Annotated in this window: 16 protein-coding genes; 7 read left to right on the forward strand and 9 right to left on the reverse strand. The window is 63.1% G+C overall.

Translation table 11 applies throughout. The features are described from left to right. Positions 1-96: 96 nt before the first annotated feature. Genes NKJ01_RS26305 through NKJ01_RS26315 form a run of 3 tightly spaced genes read left to right on the forward strand, consistent with a single transcriptional unit; the run spans position 97 to position 2,985 of the window. Positions 97-1,053 carry a rhizopine catabolism ABC transporter substrate-binding protein gene (locus tag NKJ01_RS26305; protein ID WP_352732386.1) on the forward strand — a complete coding sequence of 319 codons (957 nt, stop codon included), beginning with the start codon at positions 97-99 and terminating at the stop codon, positions 1,051-1,053. Between the two features lie 55 nt (positions 1,054-1,108). After that, entirely contained in the window at positions 1,109-2,206 is a 1,098-nt protein-coding gene (locus NKJ01_RS26310; protein ID WP_352732388.1) for an ABC transporter permease, read from the forward strand. Beyond that, positions 2,206-2,985, forward strand: a complete 780-nt coding sequence (locus NKJ01_RS26315) for an ATP-binding cassette domain-containing protein (RefSeq protein ID WP_352732390.1) — start codon at positions 2,206-2,208, stop codon at positions 2,983-2,985. Before NKJ01_RS26310 ends, NKJ01_RS26315 begins: the two co-directional genes overlap by 1 nt. 85 nt (positions 2,986-3,070) lie before the next feature. Here the strand turns inward: NKJ01_RS26315 and NKJ01_RS26320 are convergent, their stop codons facing one another. Continuing rightward, positions 3,071-3,595 (reverse strand): DUF8737 domain-containing protein, encoded by a 525-nt coding sequence (locus NKJ01_RS26320; protein ID WP_352732393.1) that lies wholly within the window; start codon positions 3,593-3,595, stop codon positions 3,071-3,073. 101 nt (positions 3,596-3,696) lie between these two features. On the opposite strand from NKJ01_RS26320, the gene NKJ01_RS26325 reads away from it, so the two are divergent. Beyond that, the gene (locus tag NKJ01_RS26325) at positions 3,697-4,605 is read left to right on the forward strand and encodes a LysR substrate-binding domain-containing protein (protein WP_352732396.1); all 909 of its coding nucleotides are present in this window, start codon (positions 3,697-3,699) and stop codon (positions 4,603-4,605) included. Positions 4,606-4,705: 100 nt separating this feature from the next. On the opposite strand, the gene NKJ01_RS26330 is transcribed toward NKJ01_RS26325, so the two are convergent. From NKJ01_RS26330 to hisS, 5 genes are all read right to left on the reverse strand, one after another. Next, on the reverse strand, positions 4,706-5,662 hold the full coding sequence (locus tag NKJ01_RS26330; RefSeq protein WP_352732398.1) for a calcium:cation antiporter: 957 nt from the start codon (positions 5,660-5,662) through the stop codon (positions 4,706-4,708). A gap of 190 nt (positions 5,663-5,852) precedes the next feature. Continuing rightward, a complete protein-coding gene (locus NKJ01_RS26335; protein ID WP_352732400.1) occupies positions 5,853-7,625 on the reverse strand; it encodes an AMP-binding protein in 1,773 nt (590 codons plus the stop codon). Between the two features lie 328 nt (positions 7,626-7,953). Then, complete coding sequence (gene hisG, locus NKJ01_RS26340; protein WP_352732403.1) at positions 7,954-8,652, reverse strand: ATP phosphoribosyltransferase; 699 nt, start codon at positions 8,650-8,652, stop codon at positions 7,954-7,956. Then, entirely contained in the window at positions 8,649-9,770 is a 1,122-nt protein-coding gene (locus NKJ01_RS26345; protein ID WP_352732405.1) for an ATP phosphoribosyltransferase regulatory subunit, read from the reverse strand. Before NKJ01_RS26345 ends, hisG begins: the two co-directional genes overlap by 4 nt. A 64-nt stretch (positions 9,771-9,834) precedes the next feature. After that, on the reverse strand, positions 9,835-11,340 hold the full coding sequence (hisS, locus tag NKJ01_RS26350) for a histidine--tRNA ligase (protein WP_352732408.1): 1,506 nt from the start codon (positions 11,338-11,340) through the stop codon (positions 9,835-9,837). A gap of 257 nt (positions 11,341-11,597) precedes the next feature. Here hisS and NKJ01_RS26355 point away from each other — a divergent pair, with 257 nt between their 5' ends. Further along, complete coding sequence (locus NKJ01_RS26355; RefSeq protein WP_352732411.1) at positions 11,598-11,852, forward strand: hypothetical protein; 255 nt, start codon at positions 11,598-11,600, stop codon at positions 11,850-11,852. Between the two features lie 57 nt (positions 11,853-11,909). Here NKJ01_RS26355 and NKJ01_RS26360 read toward each other — a convergent pair whose 3' ends face one another. Beyond that, positions 11,910-12,548: a DNA-3-methyladenine glycosylase I gene (locus tag NKJ01_RS26360; RefSeq protein ID WP_352664294.1), complete on the reverse strand. Its 639-nt coding sequence runs from the start codon at positions 12,546-12,548 to the stop codon at positions 11,910-11,912. Positions 12,549-12,762: 214 nt separating this feature from the next. On the opposite strand from NKJ01_RS26360, the gene NKJ01_RS26365 reads away from it, so the two are divergent. Both NKJ01_RS26365 and NKJ01_RS26370 read left to right on the forward strand, forming a co-directional pair. Next, positions 12,763-13,503, forward strand: a complete 741-nt coding sequence (locus NKJ01_RS26365) for a L,D-transpeptidase (RefSeq protein ID WP_352732414.1) — start codon at positions 12,763-12,765, stop codon at positions 13,501-13,503. 273 nt (positions 13,504-13,776) lie between these two features. Beyond that, a complete protein-coding gene (locus NKJ01_RS26370) occupies positions 13,777-14,697 on the forward strand; it encodes a bifunctional 5,10-methylenetetrahydrofolate dehydrogenase/5,10-methenyltetrahydrofolate cyclohydrolase (protein ID WP_352732417.1) in 921 nt (306 codons plus the stop codon). Positions 14,698-14,713: 16 nt separating this feature from the next. On the opposite strand, the gene glcF is transcribed toward NKJ01_RS26370, so the two are convergent. Together glcF and NKJ01_RS26380 are read right to left on the reverse strand one after the other, a co-directional pair. Then, complete coding sequence (gene glcF / locus NKJ01_RS26375) at positions 14,714-16,039, reverse strand: glycolate oxidase subunit GlcF (protein ID WP_352732420.1); 1,326 nt, start codon at positions 16,037-16,039, stop codon at positions 14,714-14,716. Between the two features lie 12 nt (positions 16,040-16,051). Then, complete coding sequence (locus NKJ01_RS26380; RefSeq protein ID WP_352732423.1) at positions 16,052-17,257, reverse strand: FAD-binding protein; 1,206 nt, start codon at positions 17,255-17,257, stop codon at positions 16,052-16,054. Between the last annotated feature and the right edge of the window lie 151 nt (positions 17,258-17,408).

Below are 17,408 nucleotides of genomic sequence, written 5' to 3' on the forward strand. Positions count from 1 at the left end.
CTCCAGGGAACCAGTGCTGATGAATGAGACTGGACTGAAGGGGCAACTGGACTGCCGACCGTAATTGCGGCGGCGGAAAACAAACAGGAGGTTATTATGTTTTCGCTTGCGAAATTAATAAAGCCTGCGCTCGGCCTGCTGGCCGGCATTACAATGGTGACGGCGGCCACGAGCCTTGCGGCCGCCGACGAAACGCGCGTGGTGTTTGTGACGCATGGCCAGAGCGGCGACCCCTATTGGTCGGTCGTGAAGAACGGCATGGACGACGCAGCCAAGACGCTTGGGGTCAAGGCTGAATATCTGGCGCCCGAAACATTCGACATGGCCAAGATGGGGCAGATGATCGACGCCATCGCGGCCTCGAAGCCCGACGGTATGGTTGTTTCGATCCCCGACGCGGCAGCTCTCTCGGCACCGGTCAAGAATGCCATTGCCGCCGGCATTCCGGTGATCGTCATCGATTCCGGCGGCTCCAAACTGACGCATGACCTTGGCGGCCTGCTGTTCATGGGCCAGGACGAATTCCAGGCGGGCGTCATGGCCGGCGAGCGCATCAAGGCGCTCGGCATCAACAAAGCGGTCTGCGCCAACCATGAAGTAGGCAATTCGAGCCTCGATGACCGCTGTGCCGGTTTTGCCAAAGGTCTCGGTGTCGATGTTCCGGTGATGAACGGCGTCATCGACCCGACCGAAATGAAGAACCGCGTGACCGCCTACATGACCGCTCATGGGGACACGCAGTTCGTTCTTGCAGTCGGCGCCAGCGGTGCCGAGCCGACGCTGGCCGCACTCGATGAAATGGGCCTCGCGGGCAAGGTGAAAACCGGCACATTCGATCTTTCTCCCACGATCCTGCAGGCCGTAGTTGCCGGCAAGATGGAGTGGGGTATCGATGCCCAGCAATATGCCATGGGCTACATCCCGGTCGCCATGTTCGATCTTTGGAAGAAGTACAAGATCGCGCCGATCGCCGACTATCCGACAGGTCCCGGCTTCGTCACCAAGGATACCGCCGCCTCGGTCATAGAACTGGCAAAACTGGGCAAGCGTTGACGGCTCGCGGCCGGGCATCAGCCCGGCCGCTCTCACCGACGAAGGTAGCGCATCAATGACCGTAGAGCTTCGCGACGAGCGGGTCCGCTCCGTCTCCCGCCTGAGCCGTCTTCTGAGCAGGCCGGAACTTGGCGCGGCGGCCGGAACCGTTCTGGTCTTTGTGTTCTTCGCCATCACGGCGGGAAATACCGGGCTTTTCAGCGCCAAGGGGATCATCAATTTCCTTGAAGTCTCCGCCCAGCTTGGCATTCTCGCCGCTCCCGTGGCGCTTTTGATGATCGCGGGTGAGTTCGACCTGTCGGTCGGCTCGATGATCGGGTTTGCCGGCATCCTGATCGCCATCCCTTCGGTGTTCTGGGGCTGGCCGATCTGGCTTTCCCTGCTGTTCTGCTTTGCTGTTTGCGGCTGCATCGGCGCGCTCAACGGGCTGGCCGTGGTCAGAACCGGATTGCCCTCCTTCATCGTGACGCTCGGAAGCCTGTTCATGCTGCGCGGCCTGACGCTCGGCCTCACGCGCGGCATATCCGGGCGAACGCAGGTTTCAGGCGTGCACGAACTGGCCCTGAACGATCCCCTCAACAGCCTGTTCTCGGGACAGGTACTTTCCGGCCCCATCGCCTGGCTTTCGGACATCGGCCTGATCGGCAAACGCGCGGACGGCCTGCCGTCGATCTCCGGCATTCCGGTGTCCATCGTCTGGTGGATCGTCTTGACCTTGGCCTGTACCTGGTTGCTGACCCGCAGCCGCTTCGGCAACTGGATCTTCGCCGCGGGAGGTGAAGCCAATGCCGCGCGCAACCTCGGCGTGCCGGTTGCACGCACCAAGATCACCCTGTTCGTCATGACGGCGATGGCGGCCGCGCTCTTTGCGGCGATCCAGGTTCTGGTCACGGGCTCGGCCGACACGCTACGCGGAACCCAAAAGGAATTCGAGGCCATCATTGCCGTCGTCATCGGCGGCACGCTGCTTACCGGCGGCTACGGATCGGCCGTAGGCGCCATGTTCGGAGCGTTGATCTTCGGCGTGGTGCAAATGGGCATCTTCTACACCGGCATCGACACAGACTGGTTCAAGCTGTTCATGGGTGCCATGATGGTCATCGCGGTGCTGTTCAACAGCTACGTGCGCAACCGCGCCATGAGGAGCCGGTGATGGCCGAGCCCTATGTCGAACTGAAATCGGTCAGCAAGTATTTTGGCTCGGTCGTTGCGCTGAAGGACGTATCTTTCGATGTATGTCTTGGCGAGGTGCATTGTCTGCTTGGCGACAATGGCGCCGGCAAGTCGACGCTGATCAAGACGCTGTCCGGCGTCTATACACCTGACGAAGGTGAGATCCGCGTTCAGGGCAAGCCCGCAAGGTTTGCCTCACCGGCCGATACACGCAACAGCGGCATTGCCACCGTCTACCAGGACCTCGCTCTGGTGCCGCTGATGAGCGTGGCGCGAAACTTCTTTCTCGGGCGCGAGCCGATGCGGAAGTTCGGACTGATCCGGCAGTTTGACACCGAGTTCGCGAACCGCACGGCGTATGACGAGATGTCGGCGATGGGGATCCAGCTGCGCGATCCCGAACAACCCGTGGGCACGCTTTCAGGCGGCGAGCGTCAGTGCCTGGCCATCGCCCGCGCCGTCTATTTCGGCGCCAAGGTTCTGATCCTGGATGAGCCGACATCCGCGCTGGGAGTCCATCAGGCTTCCGTGGTTCTGAAGCTTGTCGTGCAGTCGAAGGCGCGCGGCATCGGTGTCATCTTCATTTCCCACAACGTTCATCACGCCTATGTGGTTGGCGATCGTTTCACGTTGTTGAAGCGCGGCAAAAGCACTGGCACTTACGCAAAAAGCGACATTGATCGCGACCAGTTGCTCAATCTGATGGCTGGCGGCAAGGAACTGGTCGATCTGGAGCAGGAGCTGACCAATCGGCCATAAGCAGCCCGACTTGAAGCGCGCCCGACTTGCCTGACGAGCGCGATACATCCGGCATCACAGCTGAAAGGCACCGCGTTCGCCACGGTTAGGAAGCACTCGCATCTTCTGCAATGGCTCGAGTCGCGTTTTGGTGAGGGCGCGCCAGAAAATAGAATGCGGCGATGTGCGTGATCATCAGCAGCGGTACATAGATGATCGGGATCGCGTAGGTGGCGCCCAGCTGCTCCGCATGTGCAGGGAGGCCGACCTGTATCGCGTGGTAATAATCGACGACGAGGTCGGTCATTCCGACCAGGTTGAAAGCGACGACGAGCGGCCAGAAGAGCTGCGGTAGCCTCACCGTGAGCAGCGCCAGCATCGCCAGCACCCCTGTCGCGAAATCGCCATAGGCGGCGAACACGGCGAAACCGGCTGGCAGATCGGGGCTTACGACGCCCGGCAGGATGAACACGAGGCCAAAGAAGCGGAAGCTGTGCAGCGTGGCGATGGCGCGCTGCGCTCCGACCCGGTCCATTGAGCTCAGCCACGGCAGCCCGTATGCGCCGAAGCAAAGCAGCCACGCGACATAGCCGAGAACGAGATGGATTTGGAACAGCATTTCGGTGGACATTTGGCCTCCTGTCAGCAGCTGGTTCACGCGGCCTCCCAGCCAGTCGATTACCTCTAGGCCCGCTTTCATAGTTCGACTAGCCGGTGTAATCATCACAACCCATGAAGCAGAACTACACAGTCCGACACGGTGCGCTGGAGGGCGTCGAGGCTTTCCTGGCCGTCGCCAGGCGGCGCAATTTCCGCCGTGCCGCAGCCGATCTCGGGGTGACGCCATCCGCCGTGAGCCAGGCGGTGCGCACGCTGGAAGCCCGCATGGGTGCGGCGCTGTTCGTCCGCACGACGCGAAGCGTCGGTTTGACCGAGGCCGGTCAGCGGTTCCTCGACCGTGCGGGCCCTGCCTTCGAGGAACTCGTCGCGGCAGGCGAGGCCGTACGCGACCTTGGCCAACGGCCGACCGGGCTGCTGCGCCTCTCCGTACCCCGCGCCGTCGTGCCGCTGATCCTGGAGCCGATGATCGCATCGTTCTGCCGGGCCTATCCCGAGATCGAACTGGAGATCGCCGCGAGCGACGAGATGGTCGATCTCGCGACCGGCGGGTTCGATGCCGGCATCCGCCTAGGCCAGTTCATCGCGCCCGACATGGTCGCCGTGCGGCTGACGCCAGCGTTCCCCTTCGTCGTCGTCGGCAGCCCGGACTATCTCGAACGCCACGGCCGCCCCGAGCGTGTGGACGACTTGCGCCACCACGCCTGCCTGCGATTGCGCCGCTCGAACGGCGCCCTTGCACCCTGGTCATTCGTCGACGGCAACGAGGCAATCGAGGCGATGGTGTCAGGTCCATTGATCGCGCACGACTATCCGACGTTGCTCGGTGCGGCGATACAGGGCATCGGGCTGGCCCAGACGCCTCGTCCCGTCGCCGCAGGCCCCATAGAACAGGGAAAACTCAGATCGGTGCTGGACGGCGTCGCCGCCACGACGCCGGGCGTTTTCCTCTACCATCCCGGCAAACGCCAGATCCTGCCGAAGCTGCGCGCCTTCATCGATCACCTCAAATACGAGGGGTGAGGCTATGAGGGACGTCGCACCTGCGCCCTCACGCCGTCTTCAGCGTCACCAATAGCGGCCCCCTCATTCGCGCAGTAATTGCCCGCTCGAACCAAAGCTTTCACGGTACAAATATCAAAAATATATAAGTAAAAAATACTACAAGATGGATCATGCCGGTCAGGAATGTCGTTCTTTCAGTACTAAAACTCACGTTGCATATGAAGAGCGCTAAAATCAAAAGCACTGTGTCAGTCGCAGGAAGCCCCAAGGTTAACCCTCTTCCCGTCAGCAGGCTGGCGGCTGCGACCGCCGGTATTGTCAAACCAATTGTAGCGCAAGCGGAACCCATCGCGACATTCAAACCGCGTTGCAACTCATTGTTGAGGGAAGCGCGAACCGCCGAAATGGCCTCTGGCATCAAAACCAGCCCCGCGATCAATGCCCCCACAATACTGTCAGCCTGTGTCACCTGATAGGTAACGAGCGTATTTTCAACACTTGCGGCGACTTGCTCGGCGAGCATGACAATGCCAATCAGCCCGATTAACAGGAGCAAAGTGCTGGCAGAGATGCTTTCGTGAGGGGCAGTTCGCAGCGACACGCTGTGCGCCTGCCCTTCGATAAAGTCGTCTCGGTGCCGGACAGTCTGCGCGAACACAAAACTTGCATAAAGCAGCACCGAAAGCACGCTCACGAAACCAAGTTGAGCTGCTGAAAATGTGCCAGGACCCGTAGTTCGTGTGTAGGTCGGCAGAATAAGCGTCATGACGGTCAGCGCGGCCAGAACCGCCAGATATGCGCTGGTCCCTTGTCGAACGATTGCCTGCTTGCGATGGCGCCAGCCGCCAAGCGTGAGACACGTGCCGACAACGCCGGTAGATGTAATCATCACCGTCGAGAAGACGGACTCACGTGCAAGCGTAGGGTTGTTCTCTCCATGCAGCATCATGGAAACGATGATCGACACTTCGATTGCCGTCACGGCAAAAGTCAGCACCAACGTACCGTAAGGCTCCCCTACACGCCGAGCTACCGCTTCGGCGTGGTCGAGCACCACGAAAATGGTGATAAACATGATCGCACTCGAAAGCGTTCCGACAAGGATCCTGACGCTCGGCGAACCTTCGTCTACCGACAGCCCGCTGGCTCTGACTGCGACAGCCATCACCAAGGCGGCCAACGGCATCGCATAAGAAGTCACCGATCGCGCGAAACCACTCATTCAGGCCCTGTGCGTTTCTGCGAACCTTGCGGAAAGCCTATACTCACGCCGTCTTCTGCGTCACCAATCCCAGTTCCTCGATCATCGCATTGCGCATCAGGAATTTCTGCGGCTTGCCGGTCACCGTCATCGGCAATTCGGAGCGGAAGCGGATGTAGCGGGGGATCTTGTAGTGGGCGATCTGGCCGGCGCAGAAGTTTTTGATTTCCTGTTCGGTGACGATCTGGCCGGGCTTGAGCACGATCCAGGCGCACAGCTCCTCGCCATATTTGGCGTCGGGAATGCCGAACACCTGCACTTCCTTGACCTTGGGATGGCGGTAGAGGAATTCCTCGACCTCGCGCGGGTAGACGTTCTCGCCGCCGCGGATGACCATGTCCTTGACCCGGCCGACGATGTTGCAATAGCCCTCGGCGTCGATGGTGGCGAGGTCGCCGGTGTGCATCCAGCCGTCGCTGTCGATCGCCTCGCGGGTCTTCTCCTCGTCGTCCCAGTAGCCCTTCATCACGGAATAGCCGCGTGTGCAAAGCTCGCCCGGCGCGCCGACGGCGACGGTGGCGCCATCGGCATCGACCGCCTTGACCTCGACATGGGGATGGACCCGCCCGACGGTCGAGACGCGCTTTTCCAGCGGATCGTCGACGCCGCTCTGGAACGAGACCGGGCTGGTCTCGGTCATGCCATAGGCGATGGTCACCTCCTCCATATGCATCAGCGACACCACCTTCTTCATCACCTCGATCGGGCATGGCGAGCCGGCCATGATGCCGGTGCGCAGGCTGGAGAGATCGAAGGACGGGAAGTCCGGATGGTCGAGGAGTGCGACGAACATGGTCGGCACGCCATAGAGCCCGGTGCAGCGTTCCCGAGCCACCGCCTTCAGCGTGGCGCCGGGGTCGAACCCCTCGCCCGGGAAAACCATGGTCGCGCCCTTCGAGACGCAGCCCATCGTGCCCATCGACATGCCGAAACAGTGATAGAGCGGCACCGGGATGCAGAGCCGGTCGTCGACGGTGAGCTTGATCGCCGAAGTGACGAAATTGCCGTTGTTGACGATGTTGCTGTGGGTCAGCGTCGCGCCCTTGGGCGCCCCTGTCGTGCCCGAGGTGAACTGGATGTTGATGGCCTCGCCCGGTCTCAGCCCCTCCGAGATGCGGTCGAGGCTGTCATGCTCGTCGCGCCCGGCCATGGCCAGCACATCACCGAAATTGAACATGCCGGGTGAGTTCTCGTCGCCCATGCGGATGACGATCTTCAGCGCCGGCAGCTTTTGCGCCTTGAGCTTGCCAGGCGTGGCCTTCGCGATCTCCGGCGCCAGTGTCTCGATCATGCCGAGATAGTCGGAGGTCTTGAACTTGGCCGCGGTGATCAGCGCCTTGCAGCCAACCTTGTTCAGCGCGTAGTCGAGCTCGGTCAGCCGGTAGGCCGGGTTGATGTTGACCAGGATCAGGCCGATACGGGCAGTGGCAAACTGCGTCACCAGCCATTCCCAGCGGTTGGGCGACCAGATGCCGACGCGATCGCCCTTTACCAACCCCAGCGCCAGGAAGCCGGCGGCCAGCGCGTCGACCGTGTCCGACAGTTCGCTCCAGGTGAAGCGCTTGTCCTGATCGACGAAAACGGCCGCATCGAGCGTGCCGTATTTGCTGACCGTGTCGGAAAACAGCGCCGGGATTGTCATGTCGAGCAGCGGCACGTTGCGCTCCCCCGAGACATGCGCCTTGCCGTCGACAGGTGCTACGAAAACACCGCCATTGCGCGCTCCGCGTCCGCGCAAACTGGTGGCGCTCTTCAGCTCGTCGAGATTGACTGGCATCGCTCTCTCCTCCCGGGGCTGGCCAAACCTATCAGCCCGAGGGCGTGGTGAAAATCCCGCCGAAAGTCGTGTCGAGGCAACGACCCGGTCAACGATGCTTCGGAGACTCGCGCTTGCTGACGAAGCATCAAAACGCAAAAACCCGCCTGGGCGGCGGGTCACTGGCGCAAATCAGCACCATAGCCAAATTAGTAGCATAACTGCCCTCACAAGTCAATGAAACGCTGCCGGCACAAAGGCATCTACATCGCCGGACCGGCCGTCGTCAGGGTTTTTGTCAAGCTGGGTTCGAAGCGCCGAGGATAGTGGCGGGCGGGAAGGGCCGCCGCTATCCGACCGCTGCCGCTACCTTCACGGCAATGTCGCGCAGGATCGCTTCATCCGCCGCCGCCCGTGTCTTCTTCGACGCCACGAGACAGGCCTGCGATCGCAGCACGAGGCCATCGCCAAGCACCTTGAGATGGTTGGCGCGCAGCGTCGAGCCAGTGGTGGTGATGTCGACGATGACATCGGCCAGCCCCGCGGCCGGCGCGCCTTCGGTGGCACCAAGGCTCTCGACGATGCGATAGACTTGGATGCCGTGCTTCTGCGAGAAGAATTGCTGGGTCAGCCGCCAGTATTTGGTGGCGATGCGCAATCGCCTGCCGTGGCGCTGGCGGAAATCGGCGGCGACATCGTCAAGGTCGGCCATGGTGTCGACGTCGAGCCATATGTCCGGCACGGCAACCACGACATCGGCACTGCCAAAGCCGAGACGGGCGACGATTTCGGCGCGGGTCTCCCAGTCAGCGAGGTTCTCTCGTACCAGATCTTCGCCGGTGATGCCGAGATCGACCGTGCCCTGGCCGATCTCGCCTGATATCTCGGAAGCCGACAGGAACACGACTTCGACATTGTCCAGGCCCTCGACGCGGGCGTGGTACTTGCGTTCGTCGCCGGGCAGGCTGACCGCAAGTCCGGCTTTGGCCAGTGTTTCCAGCGCCTGCTCCTTCAGGCGGCCTTTCGACGGGATCGCGAGCGTGATCATGGCGCCGTCTCCCGCAACGCCTCGATGCGGTCGAGCCAGACGGAAAAGCCGACGCCGGGGATCGGCGTCTTCGCGCCAAGCAAGGTCAGCAGCCGGTCGTAGCGGCCGCCACCGGCCAAGGGCCGGTCACCATTGTCAGCCGCGATTTCGAAAACCAGGCCGGTGTAGTAATCGAGCGGACGGCCGAAGGCGGCATCGTAACGGATTTTTCCGGCCGGCAGGCCATGCGCCTCGATCGCCCTGGCGCGGGCAGCGAACTTCTCCAGCGCGGTATCGAGCGAAAGCCCGGCAGCGCTGGCGAAGGAGGCCAGCGCCTCGGCCGCGCCGTCGAGCGGCACGTCGATCGCCAGAAAACCCTTCAGCGCCGCGAAGGCCTCGTTCGACAGCCGCACGCTGCGCAGTTCGGCTTTCTCGATCAGCCGCCGTGCAATGTCGGATGGCGGGCGTCCGGCGGACGCCGACAGCCCCGCCTCTTCCATGCCGCCGGCGATGTGGGCGGAAAGTCCGTCCAGATCACCGTCGAGGACAAGAGCAGCGACCGAGCCGGAGAGCTGGCCGTTGCGCGGCGGGTTGGCGAGATCGGCGAGTGCCGCCTCAAGCATCGGCGCCGAACCGAAGGCGCGGGCAAGACGCATGCGCCAGCCGCGCGGCAGGCCAAGGGAAGCCAGCACAGCCTCGAAAATGGTCTGGTCGCCGAGCGTGATCGCCAGGGCCTGGCCGGGCAGCACCAAGGAAAGCAGCGCATGCGCGTCCGCCAGCGAGCGGGCATCGGCTTCAGCGGTGTCGCGGTCGCCGAGGTCCTCGATACCGGCCTGGAAGAACTCGTTGCCGCCCTCGCGCCGCTGGCGAAAGACCTCGCCGAGATAGGAATAGCGCCGCGGCGTCCCGGCCTGCGAATTTATGTGGTCGAGACAGACCGGAATGGTGAATTCAGGCCGCAGGCACAATGTCTGCCCCGTCTCGCTTTCCGTCAGAAAGATACGGCGGCGCAGATCCTCGCCGGCCATGTCGAGGAACGGGTCGGCCGGCTGCAGCACCGCGACCTCGACCGCATGCGTGTCGCGGGAGGCGAAGAGGTTGGTGATGTCGGCTGCGATGGCGGGGTAGCGGGAGGTCATCGATCGGATGGGCGCGAGGCACCCCCCTCTGGCCTGAGATGGCCGGCAGGCCAGAGGGGAGTGTTCAAGCGCCACCTTTCGCGCGATCGGCAGCCTGCGCCGCCAAAATCTTCTTCACCTCGGCGACCAGTTCGCCCTCCGCCACCGTCACCTGCGCCGGACGGGCGGCGCGCCATTCGGCGTTGTCTGTGATCTCGGCCGACATGCGCGCGCCTTCGATCAGGTCCTTGATCTGCAGCTCGCCCTTGGCGCGCTCGTCGCCCCCCTGGATGATTGCGACCGGGCAGCCGCGACGGTCGGCATATTTGAGCTGTGCTTTCATGCCGGCGCCGCCGAGGTACATTTCGGAGCGGATGCCGGCGGCACGCAGCTCCGACACCATCTTCTGGTAACGGCCGAGGCTGTCGGTATCCTTGTCCATCACCAGCACCACGACCGGCGCGATCACGTCCGAGGCGTCGAGCTTGCCGAGGTTCTTCAGCGCGGTCATCAGCCTGGAGACGCCGATGGAGAAACCGGTCGCCGGCACCGGCTCGCCGCGAAAGCGCGAGACGAGGCCATCATAACGGCCGCCGCCGCCGACCGAGCCGAAGCGCACGATCTGGCCGTCCTCATTGGGGATTTCAGCCAACAGCTCGGCCTCGAAGACTGGGCCTGTGTAATATTCGAGGCCGCGCACGACGGAACGGTCCATGGCAATACGGTCCTCGCCATATCCGGCCGCCCTGACCAAGGCTTCAATCGTCGCGAGTTCGCCCACACCTTCCTGGTAGACTGCGTTCGAACTGACCATGGCATCCTGGCCGGCCTGTGTATTCCTCGCCGTCGCGAGAAGGACTGCCTCGGCTTGCCCGCTGTTCAACCCGGCGCCCTTGGCGAAGTCGCCTTCGCCTTCCTTGCCGCCATCCCAGCGCCCCGGCCCAAGCAGAAGCCTCACCCCTTCCGGTCCGAGCTTGTCCAGCTTGTCGATCGCGCGCAGCACCGTCAGCCGGCGGCCGGCATTCTCGTCGCCGCCAAGGCCGATCGCCTCCAGCACGCCGTCCAGCACCTTGCGGTTGTTGACGCGGATGACGTAGTCGCCGCGCTTGATGCCGAGCGCTTCCATCACATCCGCCATCATCATCGCCATCTCGGCATCGGCGGCCACGCCAGGCGTGCCGATCGTGTCGGCATCGAACTGCATGAACTGGCGGAAGCGGCCAGGACCCGGCTTCTCGTTGCGGAACACCCAGCCGGAGCGATAGCTGCGATAGGGTTTGGGCAGGCGCTCGTAATTCTCGGCGACGAAGCGCGCCGTCGGCGCAGTCAGGTCATAGCGCAGCGACAGCCACTGGTCGTCGTCATCCTGGAAGGAGAACACGCCTTCGTTCGGCCGGTCCTGGTCGGGCAGGAATTTTCCGAGTGCATCCGTGTATTCGATCAACGGCTGGTCGGCCGGTTCGAAGCCATAGAGTTCATAGACCGAGCGGATCGTCGCCATCATCTTCTCGACGGCGCGGATGTCCTCTGCGCTGCGGTCGGCAAAACCGCGCGGCAGTCGCGCTTTCGTCTTTTCCGATTTGTCGGCCATGAGCTGGATCTTTTTTGTTTGGTAAATGCGGACTTGTTTCAAGTGCGCGTGTCCTAGCCGAAGCGGCTTTGTGCGGCAAGGCCGCCGAGGCGCACCCCATCTGCACTCTCTCAGAGAGATGGGTGCGAGCGCCCGCCTTCGTTTCAGCCGCCCCTGAAACAGAAACGCGCCGAAAGTGAAACAATCCGGCCATGGGCGCGGCATCGTGCCGACACAATCGCAAGGGATAAACGCGCCGAATTGAGGGGTTCGCGGCGATGACCAGCACAGCAAGATTCCATGCCATCGACAGCGATGCCGGCGAATTGCCCGCACGCTTGCGCCCGGCCGACATCCACGCTCCGAAAATGGTCAGCCAGGCTGCCAGGCCGTTCGAAGTAGCCGCCGACGCCGGCAAGGATCCATCCATGCGCGACGCGTTGATGACCGGCCTGCTGGTGATCTATCCAACAGTGGCCACGGTGGTGGCGATCGTCGCCGGCCTGGTGCTGGCCAGTGCCAACGGCACCTGAAGTTACCCCCACCCGCGCCTTCGGCGCGACCTCCCCACAAGGGGGAGGTGGGGAGCCCTATTTCGGTCTTTTGAACGCCTTCCGCTGCTTCTCAACCTCTTTGCGGCAGACGCAGCCCTCGAGATGGTCGTTGACCAGACCCATCGCCTGCATGAAGGCGTAGACCGTGGTCGGGCCGACGAAGCTCCAACCGCGCTTCTTCAGCTCCTTCGAAATCCGGACAGAGACGGCCGTGGTCGGGTTGGCGCGCAGATGCGCGAGATCGACGATCACGGGCCGCTCATCCTTGCCGGGTTCGAACTTCCAGAACCAGGCGGCCAGCGAGCCGAATTCATCCACCATTTCGCGGGCACGCTTGGCGTTGTTGATGGTCGAGACGATCTTGCCGCGATGGCGGATGATGCCGGCATTGCCGAGCAGGCGCTCGACATCCTTGTCGGTGAAGGCGGCGACCTTGTCGAATTCGAAATTGGCGAAGGCTTCGCGAAAATTCTCCCGCTTGCGCAGAATGGTCAGCCATGACAGGCCCGACTGAAAGCCCTCGAGGCAGATCTTTTCGAACAGCCTGCGGTCATCGGCGACCGGCCGTCCCCACTCATGGTCGTGGTAGTGCAGGTAATCAGGCAGATTGCCGTGCCAGAAGCAGCGCGCGACACCGTCGGGACCGGCGAGCAGGCCGGTGTTTTCCTTGTTCATAGGCAAAAATCCGTTCGTTAATATGCTTCTGCGCTGCATTTACTGCGGCTTTACCAGATTCCTGAACCCGGCGGTAACCACACCAAAAAGTTTACTGACACTTGCGCATTTTACGCATTCCGATTCATGTTTCGGTTGCTGCTCGCACGCCAATGATCGCCGAACCGGGAGGACGTTTCCACCCGTTTGTATCAGACGATCAAGGTGCGTTCCGATGAAGACAATTCTGTTTCCCATGCTCGGTGCCATGGCTGTGTTTGCCGCCGGCGTCACGCCCTCGACTGCCGGCGACCGCTATGTCGACAGGCCTCCGGTGATGGTGAGTCCCGACCTTTCCGCCCCTTGGGTGCTGCAGCTCGGCCATGCGCCCGGCATCGTGCGACAGAACCGCCAGATCGTGCAGCAGCAGCCGCGGCTGCGCGCTGCGCAACAGCCCGACCGAGTGCAGACGGCAGCGGTGCAGCCGCCCGCGAAACGTGTGGCCATGCGTCCGCAGATCAACCCGATCTTCCTGCCACAGGAGGTCGACTATGACGGCCCGCAGAAGCCCGGCACGATCGTCATCGACACCACGCAGAATTTCCTTTTCCTGGTCGAGAAGGACGGCAAGGCGCGGCGCTATGGCGTCGGCACCGGCAAGCCGGGCTTCGAATGGTCGGGCACGCACAAGATCACCAACAAGCGCGAATGGCCGGACTGGCGCCCGCCGGCGCAGATGATCAAGCGCGAAGCCGCCAAGGGCCGCTATCTGCCGACCTACCTGGCCGGCGGCATGGAGAACCCGCTCGGCGCCCGCGCGCTCTATCTCGGCACGACCGAATACCGCATCCACGGCACCAACCAGCCGTGGACGATCGGCGGCGCGGTGTCGTCGGGTTGCATTCGCATGCGCAACGAGGACGTGGTCGACCTCTATGAACGGGTCAATGTCGGAACCACCGTCGAGGTGATATGATAGGTCTTGCGAATCACTTGGCCTGCAATGCAATCTGCTTTTGCAGGCCAGTTTAGGGACAACGGGGGACGGGTCGTATGGGGATGCGGCCAGTCAGGAAGGGCAGCACGGGAAACCGCGCTGCCCTTTCCGTTTTGATCGGCGTCTGATCCATAACAAAAAACGCTTTCGTCGGTACGTCGCGCAAGAGGCATGACGGTTCGCTTTCGTGCTGCCCTTGCCGATGTTCTTTTGCTATGTCGGCGGCAACACTCAGAGCAAAAGAGTTCACCCATGCCCCTGTCCGAAGATAGCCGTTATCTCAAGGGCGGCCCGGTTGCCCAGCGCATCATCGCAACTGTCCGCGAGGACGCGGCGATTGCCAAAGCCGAAGGTTTTGCGCCCAAGCTGATCTCGATCACCGTCGGCGACACCGCGGCGGTGGATGTCTATGTGCGCAACCAGCGCGCCAAGGCAGAATTGGCCGGCATCGATTTCGAGGAAAGGCGCTTTCCCGCCACCATCACCGCCGGAGAGCTGGAAGCGGCGATCCACGGCCTGAATGCCGATCCGCGCGTCACCGGCATCATCATTCAGCGGCCGGTCCCTGCCCATATCCCGATCAGGACGCTGCAGGCGGCGGTGCATCCGCTGAAGGATGTCGAAGGCATGCATCCGTCCTCGATCGGCAACATCGTCTACAATCAGCTCGACCTCGCCCCCTGCACGGCGGCCGCTTCGGTCGAGCTGCTGAAGGAGACCGGCCTCGACCTCAAGGGGCTGGAAGTCGTGATCGTCGGCCATTCGGAAATCGTCGGCAAACCGATCGCCTTCCTGTTGATGAGCGAGGGCGCGACGGTAACGGTCTGCCACCACATGACGCGATCGGTCGCCGCCCATGCGCGGCGCGCCGACGCGCTGTTCGTCGCCGTCGGCAAGCCGCGGCTGATCAAGGCCGACATGGTCAAGCCGGGCGCCGCCGTCATCGACATCGGCATCAATTCGGAAATCGGACCGGACGGGACGAGCCGCATCGTCGGCGACGTCGACACCGAAAGCGTGCGCGAGGTCGCCTCCTGGATCACGCCCGTACCGGGCGGCGTCGGCCCGATCACGGTCGCCATCCTGCTGCGCAACACGATGGTGGCGCTCAGCCGCCAGCGCGCGCTCTACGAGGCGACCTACGGCACGGCGGACCGGCTGGCGGCGGAATAACGCCGGACAGGCGGGGCTATTCCGCGGCGATCAGGCTCTCGTCCAGCACGCCTTCCGGCTTTGGCCCGCCATAGGCCCAGTCGAGCAGCTTGATCGTGTGCACGACCGGCAGCTTCGCGGCGGAAGCGATCTGGGTGATGCAGCCGATATTGCCCGTGGCAACGATCGAGGCACCCGTCGCCTCGATGTTTTTCACCTTGCGGTCGCGCAGCTTGGCCGAAATCTCGGATTGCAGGATGTTGTAGGTGCCGGCCGAACCGCAGCACAGATGGCCTTCGCGGGGCTCGCGCACGATGAAGCCGGCCTTGGCCAGCAGCTCCTTCGGCTGGCGGGTGATCTTCTGGCCGTGCTGCATCGAACAGGCCGAGTGGTAGGCAACGACGGTGCCCGGCTTGCGCACGGGTTCGGGCAGGTCGAGGCCCGAGAGATATTCGGTGACGTCCTTGGCCAGTGCCGAGACGCGCGCGGCCTTGTCGGCATAGGCCGGATCGAGCCGCAGCATGAAGCCATAGTCCTTGATCGTGGTGCCGCAGCCGGACGCGGTGATGACGATGGCATCGAGCCCATCTTGCTCGATCGCACGGGTCCAGGCGTCGACATTTTGTCTTGCGGAGGCCAGGGCAGCTTGCTCCCGCCCCATATGATGCACCAGCGCACCACAGCAGCCCTCGCCCTGCGGCACCACGACCTCGATGCCGAGCCGCGTCAGCAGCGAAATCGTGGTGTCGTTGATGGCGGGATCGAGCACCGATTGCGCGCAGCCGGTGAGGATGGCGACGCGGCCTTTTTTGGTCCCCTGCCCGGCATGGATGCCAGGTGAAGCGTTTGGCGAGGCCGCCGGGATCGAGGCCGGCGCAAGCTTGAGCATCGCGCCGAGCGGCTTCAGCGCCGGGACCCTTTCGAACAGACCAATGAACGGCTTGCCCAGCTTCGCAAGCTTGAGCGCAGCGCGAAAACGCGCGGGATAGGGCAGCACCAAGGCCAGCATGGCGCGGGTCAGACGGTCGAGCAGCGGCCTTTTGTAGGTCTCCTGAATATGGGCGCGGGCATGGTCGACCAGATGCATGTAATTGACGCCCGATGGACAGGTGGTCATGCAGGCAAGGCAGGACAGGCAGCGGTCAATATGGGTGACGATCTCCTTGTCGGCGGGACGGCCGTTTTCCAGCATGTCCTTGATCAGGTAGATGCGGCCGCGCGGTGAATCGAGCTCGTTGCCGAGCGTCACATAGGTCGGGCAGGTCGCGGTGCAGAAGCCACAATGCACGCATTTGCGCAGGATCTTCTCGGATTCCGCGACGTGCGGATCGGCAAGCTGGGCAAGGGAGAAATTGGTCTGCATCGCGCTTAGGTCCTAGGCCATGCGGCCGGGATTGAGGATGTTCTTCGGGTCGAATTCCTGCCTCAGCCGATGGCTGAGTGCTGCCAGGGCCGGCGGTTGCGGCTCGAACACCGGCGAGGCAGCGCGATGCGAAGGGGCGGCGCGCACCAGCGTCGCATGGCCGCCGCCGTGTTTCCGCAACAGCCCGCGCAGCAGCGCGGCTTCCGGATCGCCCTGTTCCATGCGCAGCCACACCAGGCCGCCCTGCCAGTCATAGAAGGCGCTGACGGCGGCCTGCATGCGCAAGGCCAGCACCATCTGGTGGCCCGCTCCCGGCGTCATCGACACGCGCCACACCGGTTTCTCGCTGCTGTCGGCGAAGGGCCTGCAATCGCGCACGTCGCGCCAGATCAGCCGTGAAATTTCTCCGGAAATCTCCTCCAGCGGCCCGGCATTGCCGAGCAACGTTTTCAGCGCGGCGATGCGGTAAGCGACCGACGGACCAAAGCCCTCGACACGCAGCAGCGTGGCGGCCTCGCTGCCGAGCGCGCCGCCGGCGACGCGTGCGGCGACGCGCTCCGGCAGATGGGCGGCACTCGACACTTCAGCACTCGAACCGAGCGCCAATGCCATGGCTACTGCGGCCGCATCGTCGAGCAAACCTCGGATTGCGAGCGTGACTTCGGTTTCAGCGGCCGGCAGCACCTTGAAAGTGACGTCGGTGAATACAGCCAGCGTGCCCCAGCTGTTGGCCATCAGCTTTGACATGTCATAGCCGGTGACGTTCTTGACGACGCGACCGCCCGACTTGAAGGCCTCGCCACGGCCGGACGCAACATTGATGCCCAGAATATGATCGCGCGCCGCGCCCGCCTTCAGCCGGCGCGGACCGGAAAGGTTCGCGGCGAGCACACCGCCGATCGTGCCTTTTCCAGGCTCGCCGCCGAGCAGCGGGCCGTAGTCCATCGGCTCGAAAGCAAGCTGCTGGCCGTTTTCCGCCACCAGGTTCTCGATATCGGCCAGCGGCGTGCCTGCCTTGGCCGACAGCACCAATTCAGCCGGTTCGTAAAGCGTGACGCCGGTGAGCCTCGACAGGTCAAGCGTATGTTCGGTTTGCAGCGGACGGCCGATGCCGCGCTTGGACCCATGGCCAAGGATTTCGAGCGGCGCCTCTTCCGCCACGGCCCAGGCGACGGTGGACAGGACTTCGGCTGAAGTGGTTGGCGTGAAGGTGGTCATGAGGAGAACGCGCCAGTCGCGACTGCCGAGATGCCGCGATCCTTGGCGCCCCCCTCTGTCCTGCCGGACATCTCCCCCTCAAGGGCAGGGGAATCGCACATGAGTACAAAGGGACTCTTGTGTGGTGTGCGGAAATCGATTCTGAAAGGAC

The sequence above is a fragment of the Mesorhizobium sp. M0276 genome (assembly GCF_040321755.1).
Classification (GTDB): domain Bacteria; phylum Pseudomonadota; class Alphaproteobacteria; order Rhizobiales; family Rhizobiaceae; genus Mesorhizobium.

Coding starts and splice junctions, on each gene's coding strand:
- hisG (WP_352732403.1), bottom strand. CDS start 8,652: ATGATCACGCTCGCGATCCCGTCGAAAGGCCGCCTGAAGGAGCAGGCG.
- NKJ01_RS26365 (WP_352732414.1), top strand. CDS start 12,763: ATGAAGACAATTCTGTTTCCCATGCTCGGTGCCATGGCTGTGTTTGCC.
- NKJ01_RS26305 (WP_352732386.1), top strand. CDS start 97: ATGTTTTCGCTTGCGAAATTAATAAAGCCTGCGCTCGGCCTGCTGGCC.
- NKJ01_RS26380 (WP_352732423.1), bottom strand. CDS start 17,257: ATGACCACCTTCACGCCAACCACTTCAGCCGAAGTCCTGTCCACCGTC.
- NKJ01_RS26360 (WP_352664294.1), bottom strand. CDS start 12,548: ATGAACAAGGAAAACACCGGCCTGCTCGCCGGTCCCGACGGTGTCGCG.
- NKJ01_RS26310 (WP_352732388.1), top strand. CDS start 1,109: ATGACCGTAGAGCTTCGCGACGAGCGGGTCCGCTCCGTCTCCCGCCTG.
- NKJ01_RS26335 (WP_352732400.1), bottom strand. CDS start 7,625: ATGCCAGTCAATCTCGACGAGCTGAAGAGCGCCACCAGTTTGCGCGGA.
- NKJ01_RS26325 (WP_352732396.1), top strand. CDS start 3,697: ATGAAGCAGAACTACACAGTCCGACACGGTGCGCTGGAGGGCGTCGAG.
- NKJ01_RS26355 (WP_352732411.1), top strand. CDS start 11,598: ATGACCAGCACAGCAAGATTCCATGCCATCGACAGCGATGCCGGCGAA.
- NKJ01_RS26320 (WP_352732393.1), bottom strand. CDS start 3,595: ATGTCCACCGAAATGCTGTTCCAAATCCATCTCGTTCTCGGCTATGTC.
- NKJ01_RS26330 (WP_352732398.1), bottom strand. CDS start 5,662: ATGTTTATCACCATTTTCGTGGTGCTCGACCACGCCGAAGCGGTAGCT.
- NKJ01_RS26345 (WP_352732405.1), bottom strand. CDS start 9,770: ATGACCTCCCGCTACCCCGCCATCGCAGCCGACATCACCAACCTCTTC.
- NKJ01_RS26370 (WP_352732417.1), top strand. CDS start 13,777: ATGCCCCTGTCCGAAGATAGCCGTTATCTCAAGGGCGGCCCGGTTGCC.
- NKJ01_RS26315 (WP_352732390.1), top strand. CDS start 2,206: ATGGCCGAGCCCTATGTCGAACTGAAATCGGTCAGCAAGTATTTTGGC.
- hisS (WP_352732408.1), bottom strand. CDS start 11,340: ATGGCCGACAAATCGGAAAAGACGAAAGCGCGACTGCCGCGCGGTTTT.
- glcF (WP_352732420.1), bottom strand. CDS start 16,039: ATGCAGACCAATTTCTCCCTTGCCCAGCTTGCCGATCCGCACGTCGCG.